The organism is Pseudomonas sp. Leaf15, from assembly GCF_001421425.1.
Classification (GTDB): Bacteria; Pseudomonadota; Gammaproteobacteria; order Pseudomonadales; family Pseudomonadaceae; genus Aquipseudomonas; species Aquipseudomonas salomonii.
Genome location: NZ_LMKI01000011.1, coordinates 1 through 26,763 on the forward strand (window position 1 = coordinate 1; position 26,763 = coordinate 26,763).

A 26,763-nucleotide genomic window follows, 5' to 3' on the forward strand; every position below is an offset into this window, starting at 1 on the left:
CACGATGACCGCGCACGCTTGGTGCAGCGCATTGATCCGGACGGCGCTGAACACTTCAAGTCTTATGACGACAAGGGCCGGCTGACGGTCGAGCAGGATCCGCTTGGGGCGGTGACGGCGTATCAGTACGACGACGCCGGGCGCTTGGTGGCGCTGTTTCCGGGGGACGATGAGCCGACGTCCTACGAGCATGACAACGGTTTCGTGCGGGTTGTACGCCGTGGTGAGGCTGTTTGGAAGTATGAGCGTAACGATCAGGGNTGTTTCCGGGGGACGATGAGCCGACGTCCTACGAGCATGACAACGGTTTCGTGCGGGTTGTACGCCGTGGTGAGGCTGTTTGGAAGTATGAGCGTAACGATCAGGGCGACGTCATTCGCAAGACCGATCCYGACGGCAATRTYACGGACTACAGCTACAACAAATATGGGCARCTGACGGGGGTTTGGTTTCCCGATAACAGTTGCCATCGGCTGGTCTGGAATGAGCGGGGGCAGYTGYTTGAGGAGCTGCTGCCCAATGGCGGTATCAAGCGTTATCGCTATGACGACCTTGGTCGGCAGGTTGYCCGCGAGGATGAACAGGGAGCGCTGACCCAGTATCAGTGGGACAGCGTGGGTCGGTTGATTCGTGTCGTACTTCCAGGCGGCGCGACGCGCGAATACAGCTACAACGCTTACGGAAAAATCACCGCCGAACACGACGAACTCGGCCACGTCACGTATCAGTGGGACAGCGTGGGTCGGTTGATTCGTGTCGTACTTCCAGGCGGCGCGACGCGCGAATACAGCTACAACGCTTACGGAAAAATCACCGCCGAACACGACGAACTCGGCCACGTCACCCGTTACGAATATGCCGACGGCCTGCACTTGATCAGCCGCCGTATCAATGCCGACGGCAGCCAGGTCAAGTACCGCTACGACAATGCCCGCCTGCTGCTGACCTCGATCGAAAACGAGGCAGGCGAAACCTACCGGCTCGATTACCACCCCAACGGCCTGATCCAGCAGGAAATCGGCTTTGACGGCCAGCGCACGGCCTATGTGTATGACCTCAACGGCAACCTGGCGGAAAAAACCGAACACGGCGACGACGGCAGTCAGCTCGTTACCCGTTACAAGCGAGACCACGCCGGGCGCCTCGTAAGAAAAACCCTGCCAGACGGCAACATTGTCGACTATGCCTACGACCGCCAAGGCAATCTCCTCAGCGTCGACGATGGCCACTGGGCGCTGGCCTACGAATACGACCCACAAAACCGCCTCACTGCCGAACACCAAGGCTGGGGCACWTTGCGCTATGGCTACGATGCCTGCGGCCAACTTAAAAACCTGCGCCTGCCGGACAACAACCGCCTCACCTTTAACCACGACAAAGGCGGCCACCTTTCCAACTTAAAAACCTGCGCCTGCCGGACAACAACCGCCTCACCTTTAACCACGACAAAGGCGGCCACCTTTCCACCGTCRARCTGAAYGGCGAAACCCTCACCTCSCACCTGTTCAAAACCGGCCGCGAACACCAACGCCAACAAGGCCARCTCCTCAGCCACTACCACTAYGACGACCAGAACCGCCTGCACGCCCACGCCGTCAGCCAACAGCAACACACGCTTTACCAACGCCAATACGACTACGACACCGCCGGCAACCTCACCCGCCTGCTCGACACCCGCAAAGGCGAACACCACTACCACTACGACCCCCTCGCCCGCCTGACCCGCGCCGACCACTCGCAAGACGTACAGGAACGCTTCGGCCACGACCCGGCCGGCAACCTGCTCATGCAAGACCGCCCCGGCCCGGACATCGTGGCCGGGAATCGGTTGATGATTCAGGGCGATCATCGGCAACCTGCTCATGCAAGACCGCCCCGGCCCGGACATCGTGGCCGGGAATCGGTTGATGATTCAGGGCGATCATCATTACGACTATGACGCCTTCGGCAATTTGATCCGCCAGCGACGTGGCAAGGGGCATCAACTCGTCACCGAGTACCGTTACGACTGCCAGCATCGGTTGATAGGGATCACACAGCCCAACGCGCAAATCGCCAGCTATCGCTATGACCCGTTTGGGCGGCGGATCAGCAAAACGGTGGACGGGAAAACCACGGAGTTTTTCTGGCAAGGCGACAAGCTGGTTGCAGAACACCACGCGGATCGGCATCGCAGCTATATCTACGAGCCAGACAGTTTTGGGCCATTGGTACTGCTGGAAGGTTTTGGCCCACAAGAAACAAAGCCCTTTCACTACCAACTCGACCACCTCGGCACGCCGCAGGAACTGACCAACCCCGAAGGCGAAATCGTCTGGTCCGCGCACTACCGCGCCTACGGCGAAATCGCCCGCCTAGACGTCAGAAAAATCGACAACCCGCTGCGCTTCCAGGGCCAATATTTCGACGCGGAAAGCGGGCTGCACTACAACCGCCATCGCTACTACAATCCAGATATTGGTCGCTACCTGACGCCGGACCCGGTGAAGCTGGCGGGTGGGATTAATGCTTACCGGTATGTGCCTAACCCTACGGGGTGGGTGGATCCGTTAGGTTTGAACTCGTGCCCTGGTGAGGATGGCTGTAAATCAAAATCTGAAGCGGTAGACATCGCCAAAGCGAAAGTAAATAAAGGAGAGCCCGAACAGCCGGCCAGCAACAGCGAATACTTATTCCGTGGCGATGACAAAACTCCAGAGCGTATTTTTCAATATGGATTTAAAAGCAAGGGCGACAGCAATGACTTATACTTGCACGCGCTCGACAGCAACAACCCACCGAGCAACTTCATAAGTACTTCTCCTTCGAAACTTATCGGAATTGATTTTGCGACCCAATACAAAACTCGAAAAGGCTTTCTCTACGCGCTAAAAAAGATTCCCGGTCGTGACGTTAACAAAGAATTAGGAAAATTAGCACCTTTTGACAATGAAACCGAAATAGCTATACAAAGCAAGATAAATACAGAAGACATTTTGGGTGCGACGCCTATGAAACGAGATGGCAGCTATGTGGGATATTCGATTCCAAACCCAAACAGGAAAGTAAAATGAAAACAAAAAAAATTAAATCCATAATAAATAACGTAGAAAAATACGTCACTTTCAAATATGACTCCACCCATATAAAGTTGAAATTTTCTGAAGCAGATAATTTCACGAAAGTGTACACAGCAGAAGACATATACCAATGCTTGGCAAAAGTTAGAGCAGACTTCCCCCATATAAAATTTCTTTGTAAAGGTGCGAAAATCAATGTTAGGCCTTCTAGCATGGCCTCGCAGATGAGTGGAGGAATGGTTGCTTATGAATTGACTCTTGGGAAACGCGCTACACGAGAAGACTTGGTCAACATATTTGACTTTGAAGAACATAACCTCACGAGCGACCCAAACGAGCAATATAATTTTTACAAAAAATGGATAACGTCTATAGGTGCAGATCGGACTGAAACCGCTGATCCAAAAGACAGTAACGACTGATGAAGTCAGTCAATACCAACGCTGTGGTGAGATACTCACCCGCCACAGGCACACAAACCAAAATCAGATCCCGGCCAACGCTATGATCTGGATTTTGGTGAAGCCAGCGTCGTCAAGGGCGGCGGCTACGTGTTTGCCGAGGGTGACCTAAGCCGCGTCGTTGTCTATATGAGCGCCGTGCATCACACCGCAATGACCGTAGTCGGTGTATTCGCAGAAGTAGGTGTCGAGCAACACGATCATGTCCGGCACGACGTCATAAAGACTATTCATTAATTAATCCCAATAGAGATTAGAAAGTGAAAAAATTAGAGATCACCACAATCAGAAATTCGATTCGCGAAAACACGACCATCGAGTGTGATGGAAAAACAGCAACGCTCTCGATAACGTTCGCGAACGGCGTAAAAAAAACTTACACCGACATTGACATCTATATGTGTTTTGGCCTAATTAGAAAAGACTTTAGCGACATAAAATTCCTCTGTAAAGGCGCTAAAATCAATGTATATCCTTCGGCAATGTGCTCACAAATGTCTAGTGGATTGGTTGCTTACGAAACAAAACTAGGTGATCCGGACGCGAAGCTCGTTCGTATATTCGATTATGAAGAAAATGAACTCACAAACGACATTAACGAGCAAATTGCGTACCGCACACAATGGTCTGAATCACTGTATGCATAGCTTCAATCTCCTGTGACGAGCAATCTCACTCGCCACAGGCCCACAGCCCAAAATCAAATCCCAGCCAACGCCAAATCCATCGCAAAATACGTAAAAATCAAATCCGCGCCAGCGCGCTTGATCGACCCCAACGTTTCGCGCACCACCCGCGCCTCATCAATTGCGCCTGCCTGGGCGCCAAACTTGATCATCGCGTATTCGCCACTCACCTGATACGCCGCCACCGGCAAGCGCGAGGCTTCGCGAATGTCGCGGATGATGTCGAGGTAGGCGCCAGCCGGTTTGACCATCAGCGCATCGGCGCCTTCCTGTTCGTCGAGCAGGGATTCGCGCACGGCTTCGCGGCGGTTCATTGGGTTCATCTGGTAGCTTTTGCGGTCGCCTTTGAGGGCGCTGCCGCCGGCTTCGCGGAACGGGCCGTAGAGGGCCGAGGCGAATTTGGTGGAGTAGGCCATGATCGGGATATGGGTGAAACCTGCGTCATCCAAGGCGCGGCGGATGGCCTGGACCTGGCCGTCCATGGCAGCCGACGGTGCGATGACGTCGGCGCCGGCACGGGCGGCAGCTACGGCTTGTTTGCCGAGGTTGACCAGGGTCGCGTCATTGTCGACGTGGGCGCCGTGCATCACGCCGCAGTGGCCGTGGTCGGTGTATTCGCAGAAGCAGGTGTCGGACATCACGATCATGTCCGGCACGGCGTCCTTGATGATCGAGGACATGCGCGAGACCAGGCCGCGCTCTTTCCAGGTGTCGCTGCCGCTGGCGTCCAGGTGGTGGGACACGCCGAAGGTCATCACCGACTTGATCCCGGCACGGGCATAACGCTCGATTTCACCGGCCAGTTTTTTCTCAGGAATACGCACCACACCCGGCATGCTGGTGATCGGTACAAAGTCGTCGATTTCTTCTTCGACGAAAATCGGCAGTACCAGGTCGTTGAGGGTGAATTCGGTTTCCTGGAACAGGCCACGCAGCTCCGGGGAGCGGCGCAGACGGCGAGGACGGGCTTGGGGGAACTGGCTGGTCATGGCTTTCCTGGATAGCATCAGAATATTTGGGCAAAAGCTTATGCCCCATGGCCCCCGCAGCACAAACGCCCAGGGACCAATAGTGTATTGCGTGGGTCGTAACAATATATTGATCTAGAGCTGGACTCGCCCTTCGATACACGCCACCACTGCGCCGCCCACCCAGATTTCATCGCCCTGGCGCTCTACGCGAATCCGCCCGGCACGGCCAATCGCGGTGCCCTGGCTGACCACATACCGCTCGGGGGCAAGGCCTTCGGCCAGCAACCATTGGGCAACACCGGCATTCAAGCTGCCGGTGGCCGGGTCTTCCTGGGCGCCGTCACCGGCGATAAAAGCGCGCACTTCAAAGTGGCTGTCCACCTCGTCACGCGCCGGATCACAGGGCGCGATGACGCCAATGGCCAAGCCGTGCAATTGCGCGTAATCGGGCTGCAAGGCCAATACTTGATCGCGGTCGGCCAGCATCACCGCCAGCCAGTCTGCGCCGTTATCCACCCACTGGCTGCGCACAATGGCTTCAGGTGCCAGGCCCAACCCCAGGCGCACGCGCTCCAGCAGGGGCGCGTCCACCGGCCCCGTGCGCAACAACGGTGGTGCAATAAACGCCAGTTCATCGCCTTGGCGACGGACACGCACCAAGCCGATTTCGCACTCCTGGATAATCTCCTCACCCTTGGGCACGCCGCCTGCCTGCAGCCACGCATGGCAACTGCCCAGGGTCGGGTGCCCGGCGAACGGCAGCTCTTTAAGCGTGGTAAAAATTCTTACCCGATAGTCCGCCCTTGGGTCACGCGGCGTCAGCAAAAACGTGGTCTCGCTGAGGTTGGTCCAGTTGGCGAAGTCGGCCATTTGCTGGTCCGTGAGGCTATCGGCGCCGAGCACGACCGCCAGGGGATTGCCCTTGAGCGAAACCCGGCTGAACACATCCAGTTGCTTGAAATCGAAAGTCGGCATGTCTTAGCTCGGAATACTCAGGCCACGCATCACCGCCGGGCGGGCGACAAAACCGTCCAGTGCACGCAGTACATTAGGGAAATCAGCAATGCCGACCAGGTCGCCGGACTCGTAAAACCCGATCAAGTTACGGATCCACGGGAAGGTGGCAATGTCGGCGATGCTGTATTCATCCCCCATGATCCAGGTGCGGCCCAGCAAGTGTTTTTCCAGCACGCCGAGCAAACGCCGAGATTCGGCGGCGTAACGGTCACGCGGACGTTTGTCTTCGTATGCTTTGCCGGCGAACTTGTTGAAAAACCCGACCTGGCCGAACATTGGGCCGACACCGGCCATCTGAAACAGCAGCCACTGCAGGGTTTCGTAACGGGTGGCCGGGTCTTCGGAGAGCAACTGGCTGGTTTTTTCCGCCAGGTAAATCAGGATCGCGCCGGACTCGAACAACGCCAGCGGCTGGCCGCTCGGGCCATTGGGGTCGATGATCGCCGGGATTTTGTTGTTGGGGTTCAGGGACATGAACTCCGGCGACAACTGGTCCTGGGTCTCGAAACTGACCTTGTGTGCCTCATAAGGCAGCCCCAGTTCCTCCAGCATGATCGACACCTTGACCCCATTGGGCGTGGGCAGCGAATACAGCTGCAAGCGCTCCGGGTGCTGGGCGGGCCATTTGCTGTTGATCGGGAAAGCGGCGAGTGCGTTCATCGGGAAGTCCCCAGGCTCAAAGTCCCCATGATAGCCACCTGCACGCCGTCCTGCATGGGTCATCATTGCGAAACATAGCCGCGCTATGGTGCGCGCAGGCGAACCAAAGAGCCGATTCACACTCTTAACTGCGCCATGACGGTGAAAGGAAGACACCCCGTAACAATCACAGGTTAAACCGCAGCACGCCGGATGCGTCGCTGGGGCCAGGCTTGCCCGCCTTAATCGCTGCACTGAAGACTCGAACCTACAATGACAATCAAGCCTCTGTGCCTTGCGCAACGTCTTAAACGTTATGCCTACATCATGTTGCCGCTGTCGCTGGTGGGCGGCGCCATCGGCCTGACGCTGGAGTCGCGAATCAGCCGCGCCGCGCCGGTGGACGGTGTGCAAACCCTGGTGTTCCTGCGCCACGGCGAAAAACCCGTCGGCGGCCTCGGCCAGCTCAACTGCCAGGGCCTGAATCGCGCAATGAACCTGGCCACCGTGCTGCCGGAAAAATTCGGCAAGGCCAATTACGTGTTTGCGCCCGACCCGACGCGCAATGTCGAGGAAGGCGAGCAGGACAATTCCTACAGCTACATTCGACCCCTGATGACCATCAGCCCCAGCGCCATCAAGCTTGGCCTGCCGGTGAACATCAAGTACTCCGCCAATGACACCCGCGACCTCGCCGATGAACTGGTGGAAGACAAGTACCACAACTCAATCATCTACACCGCCTGGTCCCACGGCTACCTGCCGGAGCTGATCAACCGGGTGGCCAGTGAAGCCTCGGGTGAAAAACACACCATCACCGACGATTGGTCGGGCGGTGATTACGACACGCTCTATGTACTGACGCTGACCTGGCACAACGGCAAGGCCTCGTTGCTGAGCCGCAACTACAAGCAAGGCCTGGATAACGGCCAGCAGACATGCCCGGATGCAACCCAAGTGAGCGCGGATATCTGAAACCCTGCAGGTAAAGCCTACGCTCCCGCGCAGGAATTCACTCCGTGACGCTCAAGGTGTTGGGGCCAGCGTCACGACGCAGAGCGTCTCGGCCTGCATTCCCACGCAGGAGCGTGGGAACGATCGGTGGTAGGCGCGTATGATGCTTTGCTATTGAATCATCTGCGGACTTGCACCATGCCCAACCTCATCTCCACTCAGCCCAACCGGGGCTGGTCGTTCTGGTGGAAACCAGCGCTGTTCGTGTTGGTGGCCTGCATCGGCCTCTATTACGTGAAGTGGTCGCCCTACTACCTCAAGGCCTTTGTCGCTGCGGATAACCACAGCATCGGCGCCTCGATTCTCAACGATCAGCAAAGCTCACCCCTGGCCGCGGCACTGGCCTATGCGCAGGTGTATTTCCTGGCGATCTGGAAAGCTGCCGTGCTGGCGGTGATTCTGGGTTCGCTGCTGCAAGTGCTGATCCCCCGTGACTGGTTGCTGCGCCTGTTCGGCCGCGCCGGGCTGGGTTCGACCGTGCGTGGCGGGCTGTTCGCCTTGCCGGGGATGATGTGCAGTTGCTGCGCGGCCCCGGTGGCAGCGGGCATGCGCCGTCAGCAGGTGTCGGTGGGCGCGGCGCTGGCCTTCTGGATCGCCAACCCGGTGCTGAACCCGGCAACGTTAGTGTTCATGGGCTTTGTACTCGGCTGGGGCTTTACTGCGCTGCGGCTGGTGGCGGGGGTTGTGCTGGTGGTGGGCGTGTCGCTGGTTGCACAACGCATTGCCCGTCCCGACCAAGTCCCGGAAGCGGCATTGGACGCCGTGGCTGACGTGAGCCAGACCGAGTCGCAGCCATTTTTGAGTCGGTGGTTGCGGACCCTGTGGCAACTGTTCTGGAGCACGATCCCAATCTATATCGTCGCCGTGCTGATTCTGGGCGCCGCACGGGTGTGGCTGTTTCCCCATGTCGACGGGGCCATGGCCAATAGCCTGGTGTGGCTGATACCGCTGGCCATCGTCGGCACGCTGTTCGTCATTCCTACGGCAGCCGAGATTCCTATCGTACAAACCATGATGACATTAGGCATGGGCACCGGCCCGGCCGTGGCGTTGCTGATGACCTTGCCCAGCGTGAGCCTGCCGTCGCTGTTGATGCTGCGCAAGGACTTCGACGCGCGGGTGCTGGTGACGGTGGCCGGGCTGACCATGTTGGTGGGAGTGGTGTGTGGGTTGATCGGGGCGGTGATTCTTTAGGCTTTGCTGTGGGGCTTAGGGCCTAATCGCAGGCACGCCAGCTCCCACCTGTTGATCTGTGAATGCAGTCAAATGTGGGAGCTGGCTTGCCTGCGAAGAGGCCCTCACCTCCAGCCCATCACCCCCGCCTGGCAACCCGCTCACGCAAGTACTCCACCACCGCGCCCTGCTCCCCGGCAAACTCGATCCGCGCGCCTTTGCTTTCACGCTGGAACGCATACATCGGGTCGTAATACTCGCGCAACAAGCCTTCGATCCACACCCGATGCAAATCCACCACACCGCTGCGCGCCTGCTCTGCCAGGGCTTCCTGCAAAATGGCCTGCAAGCGCTGGAAGCGTTCGCCACCCAGACGCTTGTGGATGTTGGCCAGGCTCTGGGTCAGGCGCTCGGCGAACAGGGCCTGGCCGCTTTCGCCAAACACCGCGATAAATTCGGCGCAAAGATCAACCACGTAATCGCGCAAAATCCGTTCGACGCGGCCTTCAACACTGTCCTCCAGCCAGACCATCGGGAAGGTCTGCATGCCCTTATGCAAGGGCAACGGCAAAGCACAGCTGCCGATCATGCGGCTCTCGTCTTCGACCACAAACTGTTCGATACCACCCGCGCGCTTCTTCAGCAGGTCGACCGCCAGGCGGTTTTCAAAGTCGATGTTGGACGGTTGCGCCGTGGCGCGCTTGCCGAAACTGGAACCGCGATGGTTGGCGTGCCCTTCAAGGTCCAGGGCATTGCGCAACTGGCCCAGTACCTCGGTCTTGCCGGTGCCGGTCATGCCGCCGAGCAAGACAAAATCACACTCGGCCGTCGCCTGCTCCAGGGTTTCCAGCAGAAAGGTACGCATGGCCTTATAACCACCGCCGACACGCGGATAGTCGATGCCCGCTTCGGTCTTTAACCATTGCTGCACGATCTGCGACCGCAGCCCGCCGCGAAAGCAGTACAGGTAGCCGTCGGGGTTGGCCTGGGCGAACTGCGCCCAATGCTCGATGCGCTCGGCCTTGATGGCCCCGGACACCAACTCATGCCCCAGCACGATGGCCGCTTGCTGGCCTTGCTGTTTGTAGCAGGTGCCGACCCGCTGGCGTTCGTCGTCGGTCATCAGCGGCAGGTTGACCACGCCAGGGAACGCGCCCTTGGTGAACTCGATCGGCGCGCGTGTATCCATCATCGGCCGGTCGTTGAGGAAGATATCGCGGTAGTCGGTGATGTCAGTTGCCATCAAAACACCTCTACCGCGTGGGTCTGTCGCTCAACCAGTGCGCCGATCGGCTCAAGGTTCAGGCCCAGTTCGGCGGCCACGGCGTGAAACTCGGCGTCGCCCTCCGGGGTGACGGCAATCAGCAGGCCGCCGCTGGTCTGGGGGTCGCACAGCACGCGCTTGTGCAGTTCCTGCAGACGCCCAAGCTTGCTCGCGTAGCTGTCGAAATTGCGCAGGGTGCCACCGGGCATGCAGCCCTGGTCCAGGTAGTCCTCGATCCCAGGCAGGAGTGGGACTTTGGCGTATTCGATGCGGGCCGTGAGACCACTGCCGTCAGCCATTTCCACCAAATGCCCCAACAGACCGAAACCGGTGACATCGGTCATGGCTGTTACGCCGGCCAACTTGCCAAAACGGCTGCCAGGCTTGTTGAGCGTGCACATCCAGTCACGGGCCAGGCCGATATCCGCTTCGCGCAATTTGCCCTTCTTTTCGGCGGTGGTAAGGATGCCGATGCCCAGCGGCTTGGTCAGGTACAACTTGCAACCGGCGGTGGCGGTGTCGTTGCGCTTCATATGGCGCTTTTGCACGATGCCGGTCACGGCCAGGCCAAAGATCGGCTCCGGCGCGTCGATGGAGTGCCCGCCCGCCAGTGGAATGCCGGCGGCGTCGCACACCGAGCGGCCGCCACGGATCACTTCGCGGGCGACTTCCGGCGCCAGCACATTCACTGGCCAGCCCAGAATCGCAATGGCCATCAGCGGGTCGCCGCCCATGGCGTAAATGTCACTGATGGCGTTGGTGGCGGCAATACGCCCGAAGTCGAAGGGATCATCGACAATCGGCATGAAAAAGTCGGTGGTGGAGACCACGCCGCGCTCGTCATCGATGGCGTACACCGCCGCATCGTCGCGCGAAGCGTTGCCCACCCACAGGTTGGGGTCGAGGTTCTGTGCGCCGCTGCCGGCAAGGATCACTTCCAGCACCTGGGGCGAAATCTTGCAGCCGCAACCCGCGCCGTGGCTGTATTGGGTGAGGCGAATCGGCTCGTTCATGGTGGACCTCAAGGTAACAAGTAGGCCGATTCTAACAGACAGCAAAAAGCCGGCTGGGCTCTTGTGAGCGCAGCCGGCTTTTGGGTTCAGCGCTTACTGGCGGGCAGCGAGCAAACGCTTGTGGCGGTTACGTCGGGCAATGTTCAGGCATTCGATCGCCGCCGAGAACGCCATGGCCGCATACACGTAGCCTTTTGGCACATGGGCGCCGAAGCCTTCGGCGATCAGCGTCATGCCGATCATGATCAAGAAGCCCAGGGCCAGCATCACCACGGTCGGGTTGTCGTTGATGAACTTGGCCAACGGCTCAGCCGCCACCAGCATCACGATCACCGAGACCACTACGGCGATGATCATGATCGGCAAGTGCTCGGTCATGCCCACGGCGGTAATGATGCTGTCGATGGAGAACACCAGGTCGAGCAACAGGATCTGCCCAATCGCGGCGGCAAAGCCGATGGCCACGGTGTTGCTGACGCTGGCCTTTTCCTCGGGCTCCGGATCCATGCTGTGGTGGATCTCGGTGGTGGCCTTCCACACCAGGAACAAGCCACCGGCGATCAGGATCATGTCTTTCCAGGAGAACGCCTGACCGAAGATCTCGAACACCGGCGCGGTCAGCTGCACAATAAACGCGATGGTGCTCAACAGGCCCAGACGCAGGATCAACGCCATGCTGATGCCGATACGCCGTGCTTTGGCCCGGTGTTTTTCGGGCAGCTTGTTGGTGAGGATCGAGATGAAGATCAGGTTGTCGATGCCCAGCACGATTTCCATGACGATCAAGGTGGCCAGTGCGACCCAGGCGGTCGGGCTGGCGGCCAGTTGTAAAAGGTAGTCCATAGGTCAGTCCTGACGTTGTGCTGGGAAATTAAGCTTCTTTACGCTGGGTTTCAGATTCTTTTTCGGCCTGCTCAGCCTTTTTTTCAGGCTGGATCAAGCCTTGGGTCGCTTCACTCAATGCCTGCTCGGCGGCCTTGTGGGTGTCATCGATGGCTTGCTTGGCCGATTCGGTGGCTTTGCCCAGCACCTGCTGCGCGCTCTTTTCAACTTGATCACAGCCGCTGATCATCACCAATGAAAGCGCAAGGACGGACGCCGCGCCCAGGGAATTGAGTTTCATCATGTATTCCTCGTTAGAACCATTGGGTCCAAATAGTGGCCCCTCGATAGCGAGGCATTCTATGCAGCTGAACAGTTCAGTAAAATTCGTATTTTTCTCACGTATACTTCGTTTTTTACGAAGTGTAGACCGCCATGCTCAATTATCGTCAGTTGCATTACTTCTGGGTGGTGGCCAAGACCGGCAGTATTGTGCGCGCCTGTGAGCAACTGAACCTCACGCCCCAGACAATCAGCGGCCAGATCAGCCTGCTGGAGCAGACCTTTGGTATCGCGCTGTTTCAACGCGTCGGTCGCCAATTGGAACTCACCGAAGCCGGGCGACGGGCCCTGCCCTACGCCGAGCAGATGTTCCAGACCGGTAACGAACTGGAAGCCATGTTGCGCGCAGCACCCGACGAACAGCAGATCCTGTTTCGGGTCGGGGTGGCGGATGTGGTGCCCAAATCCATCGTTTACCGGCTGATCGCGCCGACCATGGAGCTGAGCGAGCCGATGCGCATCACCTGCCGTGAAGACAAACTCGAACGGTTATTGGCCGACCTGGCGATCCAGCGCCTGGACCTGGTGATCTCCGACAGCCCGATGCCCACGCATTTGGACATCAAAGGCTACAGCCAGAAACTCGGGGAATGCGGCATTAGCTTTTTTGCCACTCAGGCGTTGGCTGACCAATACGGCGGCGACTTCCCGCACCGCCTGCAGGGCGCGCCGTTATTGATTCCGGGTGCGGAGACGGTGGTGCGCAGCCGCTTGCAGCGCTGGTTTGCCGAGCAGCAGATCCAGCCGAGGATCATCGGTGAGTTCGACGACAGCGCGTTGATGCAGGCATTTGGCCAGTCGGGCAGCGGGATATTTATCGCCCCCAGCGTGATCGCCGATGAGGTGGTGCGCCAATATGGCGTGGCGCTGATCGGTCAGACCGATGCGGTCACCGAGTCGTTCTACGCGATCTCGGTGGAACGCAAGATCAAACACCCCGGCATCGTGGCGATTACCGAAGGGGCGCGGCGCGAGCTGTTTACCGCCCTGCCCTGACGGCAAGGTTGATCGTTCCCACGCTCCGCGTGGGAATGCCGCCTCGGACGCTCCGCGTCCTGCTTTAACGCGGTGACGCGGAGCGTCACAGGATGCATGCCCACGCAGAGCGTGGGAACTATCAAGCGCGGGCAGGCATAGGTTTCACGGTCATCAACCACAGCGCCAGCAAGATCGACACCAGGATAAACCCGGACGCCGCAAAGCCCAGGCTGGCAAGCCCCAGGGTGTCGATCACATGCCCACCCACCATCGCCCCAAGGCCAATCCCCAGATTGGCCCCGGCGATGTTCAATGACGCGGCAAACGCCGGGGCGTGGGGCGCGGCTTTCATCAGGCGCACATGGCTGACCAGAAACATCGCCGCCTGGGTCACGCCCCACACCGCCATCGCCGCTGCCAGGCCAATGCTGGAGTGAATCGCCGGGACCACCGCGACCATGCCGGCGATCATGAACCCGCAGAACACCATGGACGCAATCAGCGGGTGACGGTCCACCGCACGCCCGCCGAGGGCGTTGCCGATCAGGCCCACCGCACCAAAGCCCATCAGGCACCAGCCCACCAGCGTGCCGTCGAAGCCGGCCAGGCGTTCGAGGATGTCCGCCAGGTAGGTGTATGCGGTAAACATCCCGCTGAACACCAGGATCGACAGCAGGATATGGCCCTGCATCAATGGGCTGCGCAGGATCTTGAACTGCGAGCGCAGGCTCACCTGGTCGTTCTTGGGTGTGGTCACCGGCAGGTAGATGAACAGCAGCAAGGCCTTGGCCAACGCCACCACCGCGAGAATGGCAAACGCGGTGCGCCAGCCGAACATATCGGAAATCAATGTGCCTACCGGAATGCCGAACACCGTGGCGCAGACAATCCCGAAACCGATTTTTTCAATGGCCCGGCCGGCAAATTCCGGCCCGACGATATCCACCGCCGTTTCACTCGCCAAGGCCCAAAACACCGGTAAGCCCAACGCCGGAATCAAGCGCGCCAAGGCCATGACCCAGATATTCGGCGCCAATGCCGCCACGGTATTGGCCAGCGCAAACATGATCAGGATGCAGATAAACAGGCGCTTGCGCTGGAACCGAGCGAAGTATGCGGTCAGGAACGGTCCGAACGACGCCACGGTAAACGCGAACAATGTCACCAGTAGCCCGGCCTGGGACACGCTGACGTCCAGGTCGCGGGCGATCGACGGCAGCAACCCGACAATGATGAATTCTGTGGTCAGCACGGTAAAACCGGCGGCCGACAGCAGCAGGATAGGGAACAACATGAAAACTCCAGAAACAACGACATCAACGACAGCCCGAAGGGCTCGCTGACAGAGAGGAAGATGAGAGGCGGCAATCTTAACAGAATGGGTCTTGGCCTGGCCAAACTCTATAGGTGCGGGTGACGGAATGCCGCACCGAATGGGACGCTTCCTACAGCATGTTAGACTTTGGGCCTGCTTCCTACGGCGCTATCTGCCTGCAATGCTGCGTCCTACTAAAAAAACTAGAGACAACTGTTTATGACTGCTGCCCCTTCCCTGCTGCAACGACTGATGCGCGTCAGCCTGGTCACCCAAATTGTCATCGGCCTGGTGGCCGGTATCCTGCTCGCCCTGTTCTTGCCCGAGGCGGCGCGCGCCACCGGGTTTATCGGCAAGGTATTTGTCACCGCGCTGAAAGCCGTGGCGCCGATTCTGGTGTTCGTATTGGTCATGGCGTCTATCGCCAACCATAAACATGGCCAGGAAACCCATATCAAGCCGATCCTGTTCCTGTACCTGCTCGGCACCTTTGCCGCTGCCGTCGTCGCGGTGGTTGCCAGCATGCTGTTCCCGTCGTCTTTGGTGCTGGCCACCCATGACGTCGCCGTCAGCGCCCCCGGTGGCATCGGCGAAGTGCTGCAAAGCCTGCTGCTGAGCGTGGTGGATAACCCGGTGAGTGCGCTGATGAATGCCAACTTCATCGGCATCCTGGCCTGGGCCATCGGCATGGGCATCGCGATTCGCCATGCCGGTGAAACGACCCGCACGGTGCTCGATGACCTGTCCAACGGCGTCACCCTGATCGTGCGCGTGGTCATCCGCTTTGCGCCGCTGGGTATCTTCGGCCTGGTGGCCTCGACCCTGGCCACCTCAGGCTTCGGCGCCCTGCTCGGTTATGCCCACCTGCTGGTGGTGCTGATCGGCTGCATGCTGTTCGTCGCGCTGGTGATCAACCCAGCCATCGTGTTCTGGAAACTGCGCCGCAACCCTTATCCGCTGGTGCTGATGTGCTTGCGCGAAAGCGGCATCACCGCGTTTTTCACGCGCAGTTCGGCGGCGAATATCCCGGTGAACCTGGCGCTGAGCAAACGCCTGGGCCTGCATGAAGACACCTATTCGGTCTCGATCCCGCTGGGCGCCACCATCAATATGGCCGGCGCGGCGATTACCATCACCGTGTTGACCCTGGCCGCCGTGCACACGCTCGGCATTGCCGTGGACATGCCAACCGCGGTGCTGCTCAGCGTAGTCGCAGCAGTGTGTGCCTGCGGCGCCTCGGGTGTGGCCGGTGGCTCGTTGCTGCTGATTCCCTTGGCGTGCAGCCTGTTCGGCATTCCCAGCGAGATCGCCATGCAGGTGGTGGCCGTGGGCTTCATCATCGGTGTGCTGCAGGATTCGGCGGAAACCGCGCTCAACTCGTCCACCGATGTGCTGTTCACGGCAGCCGCTTGCCTGGGCAAGGAAGAGCAAACGGCTTAACCATAAGGCGTAAAAAAGCCCGGGGGCGTTCGACAAGAACGACCCCGGGCTTTTTTGTGTCTGGATGCTTAGAAAGCGCCCATGTAATCGCGCTTGCCCACTTCCACACCGTTATGGCGCAGCAAAGCGTAAGCAGTGGTGACGTGGAAGAAGAACTGCGGCAGGCCGTAGGTCAACAGGTAGGACTGGCCGCTGAAGCGCTTCTCTTTCGGCGTGCCTGGGCGGGTGATGATTTCGATACCTTCCTTGCCGTCGATTTGCTCAGGCTTGATGGTGTCGACAAATGCCAGCACCTTGGCGATCAGCGCTTGCAGGTCGGCGAAGGTCACTTCGCTGTCTTCGTACTTCGGCACTTCGATTTCGGCCAGGCGCGCCGAAACACCCTTGGCGAAGTCGACGGCGATCTGCACCTGGCGCACCAGCTGGAACATGTCCGGGAACAGACGCGCTTGCAGCAAGGCGTTGGGTTCGATGTTCTTGGCGGTGGCGTGGGCTTCGGCTTTGTTCAGTACATCGCTCAGGGCGTTGAGCATTTGCTTGAAGACCGGGATGGAAGCGGCGTACAGGGAAATAGTCATGACAGTCTCACGGTAATGGCAGGGTTTGAACCAGCGGCGATTATAGCCATGCCTGCGGCTTGTCTTTTATTTTTTCAGGATTAGGCTAGTGAGCTTCACTGCATAGGGAAAGCGCGATGACTGCCGAGCACGACACCGACACTGCTGAGCCACGCCTGAACAGCACGGAAATCCGCATCCTGGGCTGCCTGATAGAAAAACAGGCGACCAACCCGGAAACCTACCCGCTCACGCTCAATGCGCTGGTGCTGGCCTGCAACCAGAAGACCAGCCGCGAACCTGTGACCAACTTGAGCCAGGGCCAGGTCGGCCAGAGCCTGCGGGTGCTCGAAGGCCAAGGCTTTACCCGCCTGGTGATGGGCAGCCGCGCCGACCGCTGGGAACACCGGGTGGACAAGGCGCTGGAGCTGGTGCCGGCCCAGGTGATCCTGATTGGGCTGCTGTTTTTGCGCGGGCCGCAGACCGTCAACGAACTGCTGACCCGTAGCGGGCGCATGCATGATTTTGAAGACGCCGAACAGGTCGTGCACCAGCTCGAACGCCTGATTGCACGCAGGCTGGCGGTGCTGGTGCCGCGCCAGGCGGGGCAACGGGAAGACCGCTATACCCATGCCTTGGGGGATCCGGCGGATATTGAGGCGATCATCGCGGCACGCGGGAGCCCGGTGGAGCGTTCGGCCGGCGGGGTTTCGGTGGAGCGTATTGAGGAGCTTGAAGCCAGGATTGCAGCGTTGGAAGAGCGCCTGGCCCAGTTGGAACAGGCTTAACCCGATCCAAAATGTGGGAGCTGGCTTGCCTGCGATAGCGGTGGGTCAGTGATGTATAAGGCAACTGACACGCCCTCATCGCGGGCAAGCCCGCTCCCACATTTGGATCTGCGCAGTGCTTTAATTTCGAGCGAAGGCCACTGCCGCCTGGAACTGTTCGTCCGTCGGCCGCACACCGGTGTACAGCACAAACTGCTCCAACGCCTGGATCGCGATCACTTCCAACCCGGTAATCACCCGTTTGCCCTGGGCACGCCCGCGCAGGATCAACGGCGTTTCCGCGGGGATCGCCACCACATCGAACACAGTCTCAGCAGCGTCCACAGCGTCGGCGTCAAAGGCCAACTGGTCCGCCTCTGCCCCACCGGTCATGCCGATTGGCGTCACGTTGACCAGCATCTGCGGGCGCAACTCGCCCAGTTCTGCTCGCCACTCGTACCCCAGGCTTTGCGCCAACGCCCGGCCCGCCGCTTCATTGCGCGCCACAATCACGCCGTTGGCATAACCGCCGTCACGCAGGACACTGGCCACCGCCTTGCCCATACCGCCGCTGCCACGCAGGGCAAAGGTCGAGTCTTTGGGCACCGCATGTTTTTTCAGCAGTTGTTCCACCGCAATGTAGTCGGTGTTGTAAGCCTTGAGATGGCCGTCGGTGTTAACGATGGTGTTGAGCGAAGTAATGGCCTTGACCGAAGCGTCCAGCTCATCAACCAGGGCGATTGCAGCTTCCTTGAACGGCATGGACACCCCGCAACCACGGATGCCCAGCGCCCGAATACCGCCGATCGCACCGGGCAAATCCTGGCTGCTGAAAGCTTTATAGTAGAAATTCAGCCCCAGTTGTTCGTACAGATGGTTGTGAAATCGCAAGCCAAAATTCCCGGGACGCGCCGACAATGACATGCACAGTTGGGTGTCCTTGTTGGGGTGCATCTGCATGGAAAACTCCTTTGAGTAAGCAAATCGGTACAGACCTTACACAACCTTTACCTAGTGGCTGTGCTGTTTTTCAGAAATACGTTGTCTTAAAAGTATCCCCGCGACAATCCTTGAGTCTATTGATTGCAGACCACAAGCGCAGGGGCTAACCGAGGAATGACCATGATTCGTAAAATCCCCAAAATCGCCTTGCTTATCGGCGCACTCGCTATGGCAGGCCAAGCCTCCGCCCACGGTGGTGGTTGGGGTGGCCCGGCCATATTGGGTGGTTTGATCGGCGCAGCCGTTGTCGGCTCCGTAGTTGCCAGCCAATCCCAGCCGGTCTACGTGCAGCAACCGGTGTATGTGCAGCCGCAACCGGTGTATGCCGCGCCGCCGCCGGTCTACTACGCACCGCCACCGCCGGTGTATGTGCAACAGCGGGTTTACTACCGCCCGGCGCCGGTCTATTACGGCCCACCGCGTGGCTACTACGGCCCTCCTCACGGTTATTACGGCCGCGGCTGGTAATACGCAATCACGCTGGAAATGAACAGACCTCGCCTGCACGCGGGGTCTTTTTTTGCCTGGGTTTTGCCTGAAAAGCCCGTTTTTATCATGCCAAGGTCGCTATGAGGACAGTGCCCGAGCCGCAATCCCACATCATGAGAGTCAAATGTCCACTTGCAAGACCTGAGCCTGCGCTGTCATGTTTACGTCACCCAACGGTCTCACTATCGAGCGGTCCACCCAATAACAATTAAGGACGACTGAACATGCCCACGCAAAACCCGCACCGCACCGCTGGCCTGTGCACGTCCAGCAAGGTCTACAGCGCACTCACCGAACTCAAGCACCTTGAAGGCCACCGCAGTGCAAAATTTCTCGCGCTGCTGGCAGAAAACCTGGTGCGCAAAGGCCTGCTCAGCGAACAGGAAGTGGTGAACATGCTCGATCAAGTGGTCGATTGACGCCTGGCGTTGATGTTGACTATCGAGATGGGTGATTTTTCCTACGCGCTATCAGCCCGTAAGGTGACCCCCATAGCCATTGGAGGTCCCTATGCCCACAGTTCAAATCATGTCAGTTGTCGGCAGTGCCGTCCCCGCCCCTCTCCGGGAGCTTGGGTTGTTGGCCTGCTGGTATGTGGTACGCGATGGCGAAACCATCAGCGGCCCGCTCACCTCGCTGTCCGCTGCGCAACAACAGCAACAGCAGGTGTCGAACTTCAGGCTCCATGCCTGAAAATTCACGCCTGAAAACTTACGCCTGAAAGCTAAAACTAGGGCAACGGCAGCTTGACCCGCGGCTTGCTTTCGACGAACAACGCCCAGCTGGACATAAACAGTGCAGCCACCAGCGGCCCGATCACAAAGCCATTCAAGCCAAACACCGACAGGCCGCCCAAGGTCGAGATCAGGATCAGGTAATCCGGCATCTTGGTGTCCTTGCCCACCAGAATCGGGCGCAATACATTGTCCACCAGCCCGATCACGAACACGCCGAACAAGCCCAGTACCAAGCCCTGCCAGATCGAACCGCTTAACAGGAAGTAGGCGGCCACCGGCCCCCATACAATCCCCGCGCCGACCGCCGGCAACAGCGACAGAAACGCCATCAATACCGCCCAGAGCAACGCGCTGGGAATGTCCAGAAACCAGAAGATCAAACCGCCCAGCGCACCCTGGGTCACGGCGACCAGCACGTTGCCCTTGACCGTGGCGCGCACCACTCGATTGAACTTGAGTTGCAACCGGCGCTTTTGCGGCTCGGCCAACGGCACCGCCGTACGTACCTTGCGCACCAGTTCCGGGCCGTCACGCAGCAGGAAAAACAGCAGGTACAGCATGATGAAAAAGCTCACCAGGAAATCAAACGTGCCCTGGCCGAAGCTGAACGCCTGGGTGGCAAAGAACTGGCTGCCCTGCATCGCGCTCTTGACGATCTTTTCGCGCAGGCCCTCCAGGTTGCCCATGCCGAAGCGGTCGAGCAGGTGCTGGAAGTACGGCGGCAGGAAGTTCTTGAACTGTTCGATATAGCCCGCCACGTCCAACTTACCGCTTTCGATATTTTTGTAGAGGGTGGCGCCCTCTTGCACCAGCAGCACGCTGGTGATGATCACCGGCAGAATCGCAATCACCAGGCACACCGCCAGGGTCGCCAGTGATGTCAGGTTGCGGTTCCAGCTGAAGCGTTGCTGCAGGCGCCGCTGCATCGGGGCGAAGATGATGCCAAGGATGACCGCCCAGAACACCGCGCCGTAGAACGGCAGCAATATCCAGATAAAGGCGATGGTCACCAGGACCAGCAATAACAGCAGGGTTTTGAATTGAAGGTTGGTTTGGTTCATGTCCGGTCCATGTCAGAAAAGCAGAGGGCCTTCAGCGGCCCTGTTGCTTAGTCCGCGGCAAAACCTGGGAGTGCCCTTCAAGCATAGACCGCCTCATTGAATCGCCTTGGCCTCGTTCAACAGTGTCTGAATCGCCCGCGTATTCGGGCGTGTGCACGCCAATCATCCCCAAGCCGTTCGTAGCGGGTGGCGCAGGTATTGACGCAGTACAGCCCACCCCCCACACACGGCGATACAAACCCGGCAAAAGCCCGATCTGGATCAATAAAGGCTCAGGCCAGCTCCTTTACCCTCGCGACCTTTTGCGACCTGAGCCCATGCCCCCCGTGATTGCCCCCGAACTGCTCGCCCCCGCCGGCACCCTGAAAAACATGCGTTATGCCTTCGCCTACGGCGCCGATGCGGTCTACGCCGGCCAGCCGCGCTACAGCCTGCGGGTGCGCAATAACGAGTTCGACCACGCCAACCTCGCGCTCGGCATCCAGGAGGCGCATGCACGGGGCAAGCGTTTCTACGTGGTGGTCAACATTGCCCCGCACAATGCCAAGCTCAAGACCTTCCTCAAGGATTTGGCCCCGGTGATCGCCATGGGCCCGGACGCGTTGATCATGTCCGACCCGGGCTTGATCATGCTGGTACGCCGTCACTTCCCGTGCATGCCGATTCACTTGTCGGTGCAGGCCAATACAGTGAATTGGGCCAGCGTCGAGTTCTGGCAGCAGCAAGGTATCGGCCGGGTGATTCTGTCGCGAGAGTTATCACTGGAAGAAATCGGCGAAATCCGCCAACAGGTGCCCGCCATGGAGCTGGAAGTGTTTGTGCATGGCGCCCTGTGCATGGCCTATTCCGGGCGCTGCTTGTTGTCCGGCTATATGAACAAGCGCGATGCCAACCAAGGCACCTGCACCAACGCGTGCCGCTGGAAATACTCGGCCACGCCGGCGGTGGAGAACGCCACGGGCGATATCGTCCAGCACTGTGAACCAACCTTGGGGATCGGCGCGCCGACCGACCAGGTGTTTTTGCTGCAAGAAGCCAACCGCCCGGATGAGCAGATGCCCGCCTTCGAAGACGAACACGGCACTTACATCATGAACGCCAAGGACCTGCGCGCCGTGCAGCACGTGGAGCGCCTGACGCACATGGGCGTGCATTCGCTGAAGATCGAGGGCCGCACCAAGTCCCACTTCTATTGCGCGCGCACCACGCAGGTGTATCGCCAGGCCATTGACGATGCGGTGGCGGGCCGAGCGTTTGACCGCAACCTGATGACCAATCTTGAGTCCCTGGCCCAACGTGGCTACACCGAAGGTTTCCTGCGTCGCCATGTACACGACGAATACCAGAACTACCAGAACGGCAGCTCAGTGTCGGAGCGCCAGCAGTTTGTCGGCGAATTGACCGGCGAACGCCGGGCCGAGCTGGCCGAGGTCAAGGTGAAGAACCGCTTTGCCGTGGGCAATCATCTGGAATTGATGACACCGGCCGGCAACTTTCACTTTGACCTCGCCAACCTGCACAACGCCAAGGGCGAGGCCATAGACGTGGCGCCGGGGGATGGGCACACCGCGTATGTGCCACTGCCGAGCGACATGGACCTGCGCTTCGGCCTGCTGATGCGTGACGTCTAACGCAGGGGCGGTGACAGGCCTATTTGTATCAGCGCCAGGCAAACATACGCTGAAGCCAGGGTTGATCAGATCCTGAACTGCCCCACCAACTGCCCCAGGCGCTGGCCCAGGTCCGCCAGACTGCGCGAGGTTTGCGCGCCCAACTGGGTTTCATCGGCCACGCTGTCGACCGCCACGGCAATCTGATGCACGCTGCGGTTGATCTCTTCGGCCACGGCAGTCTGCTCTTCGGCGGCGCTGGCGATTTGCGCGTTCATCGAGTTGATGGTGCCGATCAACTGCGCCATGGTGTCCAGCGACGCACCGGCCTGGTTGGCCTGGGCCGAGGTGCCATCACCGGCATCGCTGGAGCGGCGCATGGCATCCACAGCGGCAACCGTGCCTTTTTGCAGGCGATCGATCATGCCCTGGATTTCCTGCGTGCTGGTTTGCGTGCGGCTGGCCAGCGCACGCACTTCGTCGGCGACCACCGCAAACCCACGCCCGGCTTCGCCTGCGCGTGCGGCTTCGATGGCGGCGTTGAGGGCCAGCAGGTTGGTTTGTTCGGCAATTGAGCGGATCACGCCGAGCACGCTGACAATCGACGACACGTCCTGCTGCAAGCTGTCGAGGGACACGCCGCTGCTGCGAATGTCATTCACCAGTGCATGGATCTGCGCGATGCTGCCGTCCACCACCCGCTTGGCGGCCTGGCCTTCGGCGTCGGTCTGTTGCGCGGCGACGGCGGCGCCTTGCGCACTGCGTGCCACTTCGTGGGCCGCCGAGGACATTTGGTTGATCGCAGTCGCCACCTGATCGGTCTCGTGACGCTGGCGTTCCATGGCGGTTTCCGAGCGCTGGGCCTGCTCGGACACCTGGCTGACCAGCCCGGTGAGTTGCGCGGTCATTTCGGTGATCTGACGCACCAGGCCGTGGATCTTGTCGACGAAGCGGTTAAACGCGCCGGCCAATTCCCCCAGCTCATCCTGACTGGTGATGGCCAGGCGGCGGGTCAAGTCGCCCTCGCCTGCGGCGATATCGTCGAGGTTGGCTTTCATCAGGTTCAGTGGGCGCAAGATGGTATTGGCCACCAGCATGCCTACCGCAGCAATCACCAACAGCACCACCACCGCCACGCCGAGGATGCTCAGCAGCACGCCTTCCATGCGTTTTTCGACCTTGGCCTCGACCACCGCCACCTGGGCTTCGATGCCATCGAGGTTCACCGACGTACCAATGACCATGTCCCACTTGGGCAGGTACTCGGTGTAGCCAAGCTTGGGCACCAGCTCGGTTTGGCCGGGCTGGGTCGAGCTGTATTGCAGGTAGTGGGTGCCGTCCTTGCCGACCTTGACCAGGTCGCGGTTGACATAGACACCGTTGGGGTCACGGTTGTCCTTGAAACTCTTGCCTACGCCGTCGGGGCTGTTGCCCTTGAACAGGCGGATGGTCTCGGAGTCGTAGCCGAAGAAGTAGCCGTCCTTGCCGTAAGCCGTGTTGGACAGCAGCTTGACCACCTGGGCCCGCGCCGCCGTATCGCCGGGAGCGGCCGCGTCATAGAGCGGCTTGATCGTGGTCATCGCCACTTCCACATACCCTTGCAGGGTGGCCTTGGCGTCATTGAGCAGGCGCTGGCGGGTTTCATCCACCTCATTGCGCGCCTGGCCCTGCAGGATCCACACCGTGGTCAGGCTGATGACCACGGCAAACAACAACACCGGCACGACGGCCAGGGACAGGACTTTGGCCTTCAAACTCAGACGCATGGCTTTTCTCTCTTATTCGTGGCGACTTGAGAGGTTAACGGCCAGTGGCGAAATATCTGTAGGACACCTGAACTTGGTGGCGACTGGGACTGTTGTGGCGAGCAGGCTTGCCCTGCGCTGGGCTGCGTAGCGGCCCCCTTTTCAGGCGCCGTAACACGCCAGGTAGATCGAGGTGTCTGGATTCAGGACCGCTTCGCGCTCCAACGCAGGGCTAGCCTGCTCGCCACAATTGAACCTGTTGCAGATACTAGAGGGTCATCGCAGCAATCCAGCCAAACGCCAGCAACGGAATGTTGTAGTGCAGGAAGGTCGGCACCACGGTGTCCCAGATATGGTGATGCTGGCCGTCGATATTCAGGCCGGAAGTCGGGCCAAGCGTGGAATCCGACGCAGGCGAACCCGCGTCACCCAACGCCCCCGCCGTACCCACGATGCACACAATCGCCAACGGACTGAAGCCCAATTGCACACACAACGGCACAAAAATCGCCGCCAGAATCGGTACCGTAGAAAATGACGAACCAATGCCCATGGTCACCAGCAGCCCCACCAGCAACATCAGCAACGCACCCACACCACGGCTATGCCCGATGAATGCCGCCGAGGCTTCCACCAGCGAACGCACGTCACCGGTAGCCTTGAGCACCTCGGCAAACCCCGAAGAGGCGATCATGATGAAGCCGATCATCGCCATCATCTTCATGCCCTCGGTGAACAGGTCGTCGGTGTCGCGCCAGCGCACAATGCCCGACACCGAGAAGATCAGAAACCCAGCCAGGGCGCCAATGATCATCGAATCCAGCCACAGCTGAATGATAAACGCCGAGGCAATTGCCAGGCCCGCCACCAGCAGGGTCAACGGGTTGTATTGCACCGCCACTTGCTCGACGCGCTCGATTTTTTCCAGGTCATACACGCGCTTTTTGCGGTAGCTGATAAACACCGCCACCAGCAGGCCGACCACCATGCCCAACGCCGGCAAACCCATCGCGTGAGTGACGTTGACCTGGCTGATGTCCACGCCGCTCTTGGCCACGTTGGCCAGCAGGATCTGATTAAGGAAGATATTGCCGAAGCCCACCGGCAGGAACATGTAGGGCGTGATCAAGCCGAAGGTCATTACGCAGGCGATCAGGCGGCGATCCAGTTGCAGCTTGGTCAGCACGTACAGCAGTGGCGGCACCAGCAGCGGAATAAACGCGATATGGATCGGCAGAATATTTTGCGAAGCAATCGCGACCACCCATAACAGGCCGATCAGCAGCCATTTGACATGACTGCCGCCGGTGGCTTCCTGACGATCGACCAGCAGCAGCGCCTTGTCCGCCAACGCGTGAGCCAGGCCGGACTTGGCAATCGCTACCGCGAACGCGCCGAGCAAGGCGTAGGACAACGCCACGGTCGCGCCGCCGCCCAAGCCACCGTTAAAGGCCTTGAGCGTGGCCTCGATGCCCAGCCCGCCGGTCAAGCCACCGACCAGGGCGCCGACGATGATGGCGATGACCACATGCACGCGGGACAAACTGAGCACCAGCATGGTGCCGACCGCGGCGATGACTGCGTTAATCATGGTTACCTCAAGCAAAAAACATAAAAAACAGACAGGCCCGCGACCGGGCAGCCATCAGGTGGCGTCCGTGTGCAGGCTTTAAGAGGTCTTATTAGAGGGCGCGCACTTTGCAGCAGGCGGGCCTCCATGTCAAAAAACGACGCCGTTTCAGGCTTTAAATTGAACGTTTGAATAAAGAAATATCCGCAACAGCCGATAAACGGGTTTCTCTGTGTTTTCAGGTAAGGATGTCCCGATGTCGCTTAGACAGCTCTCCATTCAATGGAAAATCACCCTGCTCGCGGGCTTGTGCCTGCTGGGGATCGTGACCCTGCTGGTGGGTCTGTCGCTGTATCGCATGGAGCAGAGTTCACAGCAGGTCAAAGCGTCCAGCATGCAGATGCTCGACGCGTCCGCCCAGGCGCGTATCGAGGCCCAAGGTGAAGTGCAGGCGTTGGGCATTCGCCAGCAATTCATGGACGCCTACCAGTACGGCCATGGTTTTTCGCGCCAGGTGCTGTTTTTGCGCGAACAAGCCGAAAAACGCTTCCTCGACGCCTTCGACACTCGCGAAGACCTGACCCGACAGGTCAAGGCCGCCTTGCAGGCCAACCCCGATCTGCTGGGCCTGTCGCTGGTGTTTGAAGCCAATGCGCTGGACGGCAAGGACGAGTTGTTCGCCAATCAGGCGGAGCTGGGCAGCAACGACAAAGGCCGCTTCGCCCTCTACTGGTCGCAGCCCACGCCGGGCAAACTCACCTCCATGTCGCTGCCCGAAAGCGACATGGCTGACGTCAGCGTCGGCCCCAGCGGCGAAAAAGCCAACGCCTGGTTCACCTGCCCACGCACCACCCTGAAACCCTGCGTGATCGAACCCTACTTTTATGTGATCGACGGGCAAAATGTGCTGATGACCAGCATCGTCTTCCCGCTGATGGTCAACGGCAAAGTCATCGCCTCGCTGTCGGTGGACATCAACCTCAACAGCTTGCAGGCCGTGAGCCAACAGGCCAGCCAGAAGCTGTACGACG

General features: G+C 59.4%; 25 protein-coding genes and 3 pseudogenes. 13 read left to right on the forward strand and 15 right to left on the reverse strand.

The annotated features are described in order from the left end of the window. The 3 genes and pseudogenes from ASE80_RS31385 to ASE80_RS09940 all read left to right on the forward strand — a co-directional run. Nucleotides 1-260, forward strand: a 260-nt coding sequence (locus ASE80_RS31385; RefSeq protein ID WP_236708821.1) for an RHS repeat domain-containing protein, incomplete at both ends; no start/stop codon positions are given. Nucleotide 261: 1 nt separating this feature from the next. Next, nucleotides 262-3,053 (forward strand): annotated as a pseudogene (locus ASE80_RS09935) (RHS repeat-associated core domain-containing protein); the annotation flags it as partial. Further along, nucleotides 3,050-3,481, forward strand: a complete 432-nt coding sequence (locus ASE80_RS09940) for a hypothetical protein (protein ID WP_056858746.1) — start codon at nucleotides 3,050-3,052, stop codon at nucleotides 3,479-3,481. The pseudogene ASE80_RS09935 and the gene ASE80_RS09940, both read left to right, overlap by 4 nt. Before the next feature lie 78 nt (nucleotides 3,482-3,559). Here the strand turns inward: ASE80_RS09940 and ASE80_RS31390 are convergent. Continuing rightward, nucleotides 3,560-3,739 (reverse strand): annotated as a pseudogene (locus tag ASE80_RS31390) (porphobilinogen synthase); the annotation flags it as partial. Nucleotides 3,740-3,780: 41 nt separating this feature from the next. Here ASE80_RS31390 and ASE80_RS09945 point away from each other — a divergent pair. Beyond that, nucleotides 3,781-4,167, forward strand: coding sequence for a hypothetical protein (locus ASE80_RS09945; protein ID WP_056858747.1), 387 nt, complete (start codon nucleotides 3,781-3,783; stop codon nucleotides 4,165-4,167). A 53-nt stretch (nucleotides 4,168-4,220) separates the two neighbouring features. Here ASE80_RS09945 and hemB read toward each other — a convergent pair whose 3' ends face one another. The 3 genes from hemB to ASE80_RS09960 all read right to left on the reverse strand — a co-directional run bounded on the left by hemB (nucleotide 4,221) and on the right by ASE80_RS09960 (nucleotide 6,854). Beyond that, nucleotides 4,221-5,195, reverse strand: coding sequence for a porphobilinogen synthase (hemB, locus tag ASE80_RS09950; protein ID WP_056858748.1), 975 nt, complete (start codon nucleotides 5,193-5,195; stop codon nucleotides 4,221-4,223). 114 nt (nucleotides 5,196-5,309) lie between these two features. Then, nucleotides 5,310-6,152, reverse strand: a complete 843-nt coding sequence (locus ASE80_RS09955) for a PhzF family phenazine biosynthesis protein (protein ID WP_056858749.1) — start codon at nucleotides 6,150-6,152, stop codon at nucleotides 5,310-5,312. Between the two features lie 3 nt (nucleotides 6,153-6,155). After that, entirely contained in the window at nucleotides 6,156-6,854 is a 699-nt protein-coding gene (locus ASE80_RS09960; protein ID WP_056858750.1) for a glutathione S-transferase N-terminal domain-containing protein, read from the reverse strand. Between the two features lie 252 nt (nucleotides 6,855-7,106). Here ASE80_RS09960 and ASE80_RS09965 point away from each other — a divergent pair, with 252 nt between their 5' ends. Together ASE80_RS09965 and ASE80_RS09970 are read left to right on the forward strand one after the other, a co-directional pair. After that, on the forward strand, nucleotides 7,107-7,808 hold the full coding sequence (locus tag ASE80_RS09965) for a hypothetical protein (RefSeq protein ID WP_056858751.1): 702 nt from the start codon (nucleotides 7,107-7,109) through the stop codon (nucleotides 7,806-7,808). 177 nt (nucleotides 7,809-7,985) lie between these two features. Continuing rightward, nucleotides 7,986-9,041, forward strand: a complete 1,056-nt coding sequence (locus ASE80_RS09970; RefSeq protein WP_056858752.1) for a permease — start codon at nucleotides 7,986-7,988, stop codon at nucleotides 9,039-9,041. 118 nt (nucleotides 9,042-9,159) lie between these two features. Here the strand turns inward: ASE80_RS09970 and mnmH are convergent, their stop codons facing one another. The 4 genes from mnmH to ASE80_RS09990 form a co-directional block, all read right to left on the reverse strand. Further along, nucleotides 9,160-10,263: a tRNA 2-selenouridine(34) synthase MnmH gene (gene mnmH / locus ASE80_RS09975; protein ID WP_056858753.1), complete on the reverse strand. Its 1,104-nt coding sequence runs from the start codon at nucleotides 10,261-10,263 to the stop codon at nucleotides 9,160-9,162. Beyond that, entirely contained in the window at nucleotides 10,263-11,297 is a 1,035-nt protein-coding gene (selD, locus tag ASE80_RS09980; RefSeq protein ID WP_056858754.1) for a selenide, water dikinase SelD, read from the reverse strand. The genes mnmH and selD overlap by 1 nt, the downstream gene beginning before the upstream one ends. Nucleotides 11,298-11,390: 93 nt before the next feature. Further along, entirely contained in the window at nucleotides 11,391-12,140 is a 750-nt protein-coding gene (locus ASE80_RS09985) for a TerC family protein (protein WP_056858755.1), read from the reverse strand. Between the two features lie 28 nt (nucleotides 12,141-12,168). After that, nucleotides 12,169-12,420 (reverse strand): hypothetical protein, encoded by a 252-nt coding sequence (locus ASE80_RS09990; protein WP_056858756.1) that lies wholly within the window; start codon nucleotides 12,418-12,420, stop codon nucleotides 12,169-12,171. Nucleotides 12,421-12,554: 134 nt separating this feature from the next. Between ASE80_RS09990 and nhaR the strand changes: the two genes are divergently transcribed. After that, nucleotides 12,555-13,457: a transcriptional activator NhaR gene (gene nhaR, locus ASE80_RS09995; protein ID WP_056858757.1), complete on the forward strand. Its 903-nt coding sequence runs from the start codon at nucleotides 12,555-12,557 to the stop codon at nucleotides 13,455-13,457. Nucleotides 13,458-13,578: 121 nt separating this feature from the next. On the opposite strand, the gene ASE80_RS10000 is transcribed toward nhaR, so the two are convergent. Continuing rightward, nucleotides 13,579-14,733, reverse strand: a complete 1,155-nt coding sequence (locus tag ASE80_RS10000) for an MFS transporter (protein WP_056858758.1) — start codon at nucleotides 14,731-14,733, stop codon at nucleotides 13,579-13,581. Nucleotides 14,734-14,973: 240 nt separating this feature from the next. Between ASE80_RS10000 and sstT the strand changes: the two genes are divergently transcribed. Further along, nucleotides 14,974-16,194, forward strand: a complete 1,221-nt coding sequence (sstT, locus tag ASE80_RS10005) for a serine/threonine transporter SstT (RefSeq protein ID WP_056858759.1) — start codon at nucleotides 14,974-14,976, stop codon at nucleotides 16,192-16,194. A 68-nt stretch (nucleotides 16,195-16,262) separates the two neighbouring features. Here the strand turns inward: sstT and ASE80_RS10010 are convergent, their stop codons facing one another. Further along, nucleotides 16,263-16,772, reverse strand: a complete 510-nt coding sequence (locus tag ASE80_RS10010) for a DUF1993 domain-containing protein (protein ID WP_053255427.1) — start codon at nucleotides 16,770-16,772, stop codon at nucleotides 16,263-16,265. A gap of 116 nt (nucleotides 16,773-16,888) precedes the next feature. Between ASE80_RS10010 and ASE80_RS10015 the strand changes: the two genes are divergently transcribed. After that, a complete protein-coding gene (locus ASE80_RS10015) occupies nucleotides 16,889-17,539 on the forward strand; it encodes a YceH family protein (protein ID WP_056858760.1) in 651 nt (216 codons plus the stop codon). Between the two features lie 120 nt (nucleotides 17,540-17,659). Here the strand turns inward: ASE80_RS10015 and ASE80_RS10020 are convergent, their stop codons facing one another. After that, nucleotides 17,660-18,478, reverse strand: coding sequence for a shikimate 5-dehydrogenase (locus tag ASE80_RS10020; protein WP_056858761.1), 819 nt, complete (start codon nucleotides 18,476-18,478; stop codon nucleotides 17,660-17,662). A gap of 156 nt (nucleotides 18,479-18,634) precedes the next feature. Here ASE80_RS10020 and ASE80_RS10025 point away from each other — a divergent pair, with 156 nt between their 5' ends. The 3 genes from ASE80_RS10025 (at nucleotide 18,635) to ASE80_RS10035 (ending at nucleotide 19,702) form a co-directional block, all read left to right on the forward strand. Next, nucleotides 18,635-18,988 (forward strand): hypothetical protein, encoded by a 354-nt coding sequence (locus tag ASE80_RS10025; RefSeq protein WP_017135284.1) that lies wholly within the window; start codon nucleotides 18,635-18,637, stop codon nucleotides 18,986-18,988. A 245-nt stretch (nucleotides 18,989-19,233) separates the two neighbouring features. Beyond that, a complete protein-coding gene (locus tag ASE80_RS10030; protein ID WP_010211349.1) occupies nucleotides 19,234-19,428 on the forward strand; it encodes a hypothetical protein in 195 nt (64 codons plus the stop codon). A 91-nt stretch (nucleotides 19,429-19,519) separates the two neighbouring features. After that, on the forward strand, nucleotides 19,520-19,702 hold the full coding sequence (locus tag ASE80_RS10035; protein WP_017135285.1) for a hypothetical protein: 183 nt from the start codon (nucleotides 19,520-19,522) through the stop codon (nucleotides 19,700-19,702). 37 nt (nucleotides 19,703-19,739) lie between these two features. Here ASE80_RS10035 and ASE80_RS10040 read toward each other — a convergent pair whose 3' ends face one another. Further along, nucleotides 19,740-20,807: an AI-2E family transporter gene (locus ASE80_RS10040; RefSeq protein WP_056858762.1), complete on the reverse strand. Its 1,068-nt coding sequence runs from the start codon at nucleotides 20,805-20,807 to the stop codon at nucleotides 19,740-19,742. Between the two features lie 317 nt (nucleotides 20,808-21,124). Between ASE80_RS10040 and trhP the strand changes: the two genes are divergently transcribed. Continuing rightward, nucleotides 21,125-22,438, forward strand: a complete 1,314-nt coding sequence (gene trhP, locus ASE80_RS10045) for a prephenate-dependent tRNA uridine(34) hydroxylase TrhP (RefSeq protein ID WP_056858763.1) — start codon at nucleotides 21,125-21,127, stop codon at nucleotides 22,436-22,438. A 65-nt stretch (nucleotides 22,439-22,503) separates the two neighbouring features. Here trhP and ASE80_RS31775 read toward each other — a convergent pair whose 3' ends face one another. From ASE80_RS31775 to ASE80_RS10055, 3 genes and pseudogenes are all read right to left on the reverse strand, one after another. Then, nucleotides 22,504-23,325, reverse strand: coding sequence for a methyl-accepting chemotaxis protein (locus tag ASE80_RS31775; RefSeq protein WP_371920513.1), 822 nt, complete (start codon nucleotides 23,323-23,325; stop codon nucleotides 22,504-22,506). A 36-nt stretch (nucleotides 23,326-23,361) separates the two neighbouring features. After that, a pseudogene (locus tag ASE80_RS31780) lies at nucleotides 23,362-24,183 on the reverse strand (cache domain-containing protein); the annotation flags it as partial. A gap of 247 nt (nucleotides 24,184-24,430) precedes the next feature. Continuing rightward, nucleotides 24,431-25,750 carry a Na+/H+ antiporter family protein gene (locus ASE80_RS10055; RefSeq protein ID WP_162238846.1) on the reverse strand — a complete coding sequence of 440 codons (1,320 nt, stop codon included), beginning with the start codon at nucleotides 25,748-25,750 and terminating at the stop codon, nucleotides 24,431-24,433. Nucleotides 25,751-26,763: the final 1,013 nt, after the last annotated feature.

What these genes read in the sequence shown, in the direction of transcription:
- ASE80_RS09940 (WP_056858746.1), top strand. Translation starts at nt 3,050, where the DNA reads ATGAAAACAAAAAAAATTAAATCCATAATAAATAACGTAGAAAAATAC.
- hemB (WP_056858748.1), bottom strand. Translation starts at nt 5,195, where the DNA reads ATGACCAGCCAGTTCCCCCAAGCCCGTCCTCGCCGTCTGCGCCGCTCC.
- ASE80_RS09955 (WP_056858749.1), bottom strand. Translation starts at nt 6,152, where the DNA reads ATGCCGACTTTCGATTTCAAGCAACTGGATGTGTTCAGCCGGGTTTCG.
- ASE80_RS09960 (WP_056858750.1), bottom strand. Translation starts at nt 6,854, where the DNA reads ATGAACGCACTCGCCGCTTTCCCGATCAACAGCAAATGGCCCGCCCAG.
- ASE80_RS09965 (WP_056858751.1), top strand. Translation starts at nt 7,107, where the DNA reads ATGACAATCAAGCCTCTGTGCCTTGCGCAACGTCTTAAACGTTATGCC.
- ASE80_RS09970 (WP_056858752.1), top strand. Translation starts at nt 7,986, where the DNA reads ATGCCCAACCTCATCTCCACTCAGCCCAACCGGGGCTGGTCGTTCTGG.
- mnmH (WP_056858753.1), bottom strand. Translation starts at nt 10,263, where the DNA reads ATGGCAACTGACATCACCGACTACCGCGATATCTTCCTCAACGACCGG.
- selD (WP_056858754.1), bottom strand. Translation starts at nt 11,297, where the DNA reads ATGAACGAGCCGATTCGCCTCACCCAATACAGCCACGGCGCGGGTTGC.
- ASE80_RS09985 (WP_056858755.1), bottom strand. Translation starts at nt 12,140, where the DNA reads ATGGACTACCTTTTACAACTGGCCGCCAGCCCGACCGCCTGGGTCGCA.
- ASE80_RS09990 (WP_056858756.1), bottom strand. Translation starts at nt 12,420, where the DNA reads ATGAAACTCAATTCCCTGGGCGCGGCGTCCGTCCTTGCGCTTTCATTG.
- nhaR (WP_056858757.1), top strand. Translation starts at nt 12,555, where the DNA reads ATGCTCAATTATCGTCAGTTGCATTACTTCTGGGTGGTGGCCAAGACC.
- ASE80_RS10000 (WP_056858758.1), bottom strand. Translation starts at nt 14,733, where the DNA reads ATGTTGTTCCCTATCCTGCTGCTGTCGGCCGCCGGTTTTACCGTGCTG.
- sstT (WP_056858759.1), top strand. Translation starts at nt 14,974, where the DNA reads ATGACTGCTGCCCCTTCCCTGCTGCAACGACTGATGCGCGTCAGCCTG.
- ASE80_RS10010 (WP_053255427.1), bottom strand. Translation starts at nt 16,772, where the DNA reads ATGACTATTTCCCTGTACGCCGCTTCCATCCCGGTCTTCAAGCAAATG.
- ASE80_RS10015 (WP_056858760.1), top strand. Translation starts at nt 16,889, where the DNA reads ATGACTGCCGAGCACGACACCGACACTGCTGAGCCACGCCTGAACAGC.
- ASE80_RS10020 (WP_056858761.1), bottom strand. Translation starts at nt 18,478, where the DNA reads ATGCAGATGCACCCCAACAAGGACACCCAACTGTGCATGTCATTGTCG.
- ASE80_RS10025 (WP_017135284.1), top strand. Translation starts at nt 18,635, where the DNA reads ATGACCATGATTCGTAAAATCCCCAAAATCGCCTTGCTTATCGGCGCA.
- ASE80_RS10030 (WP_010211349.1), top strand. Translation starts at nt 19,234, where the DNA reads ATGCCCACGCAAAACCCGCACCGCACCGCTGGCCTGTGCACGTCCAGC.
- ASE80_RS10035 (WP_017135285.1), top strand. Translation starts at nt 19,520, where the DNA reads ATGCCCACAGTTCAAATCATGTCAGTTGTCGGCAGTGCCGTCCCCGCC.
- ASE80_RS10040 (WP_056858762.1), bottom strand. Translation starts at nt 20,807, where the DNA reads ATGAACCAAACCAACCTTCAATTCAAAACCCTGCTGTTATTGCTGGTC.
- trhP (WP_056858763.1), top strand. Translation starts at nt 21,125, where the DNA reads ATGCCCCCCGTGATTGCCCCCGAACTGCTCGCCCCCGCCGGCACCCTG.
- ASE80_RS31775 (WP_371920513.1), bottom strand. Translation starts at nt 23,325, where the DNA reads ATGACCGCGCAACTCACCGGGCTGGTCAGCCAGGTGTCCGAGCAGGCC.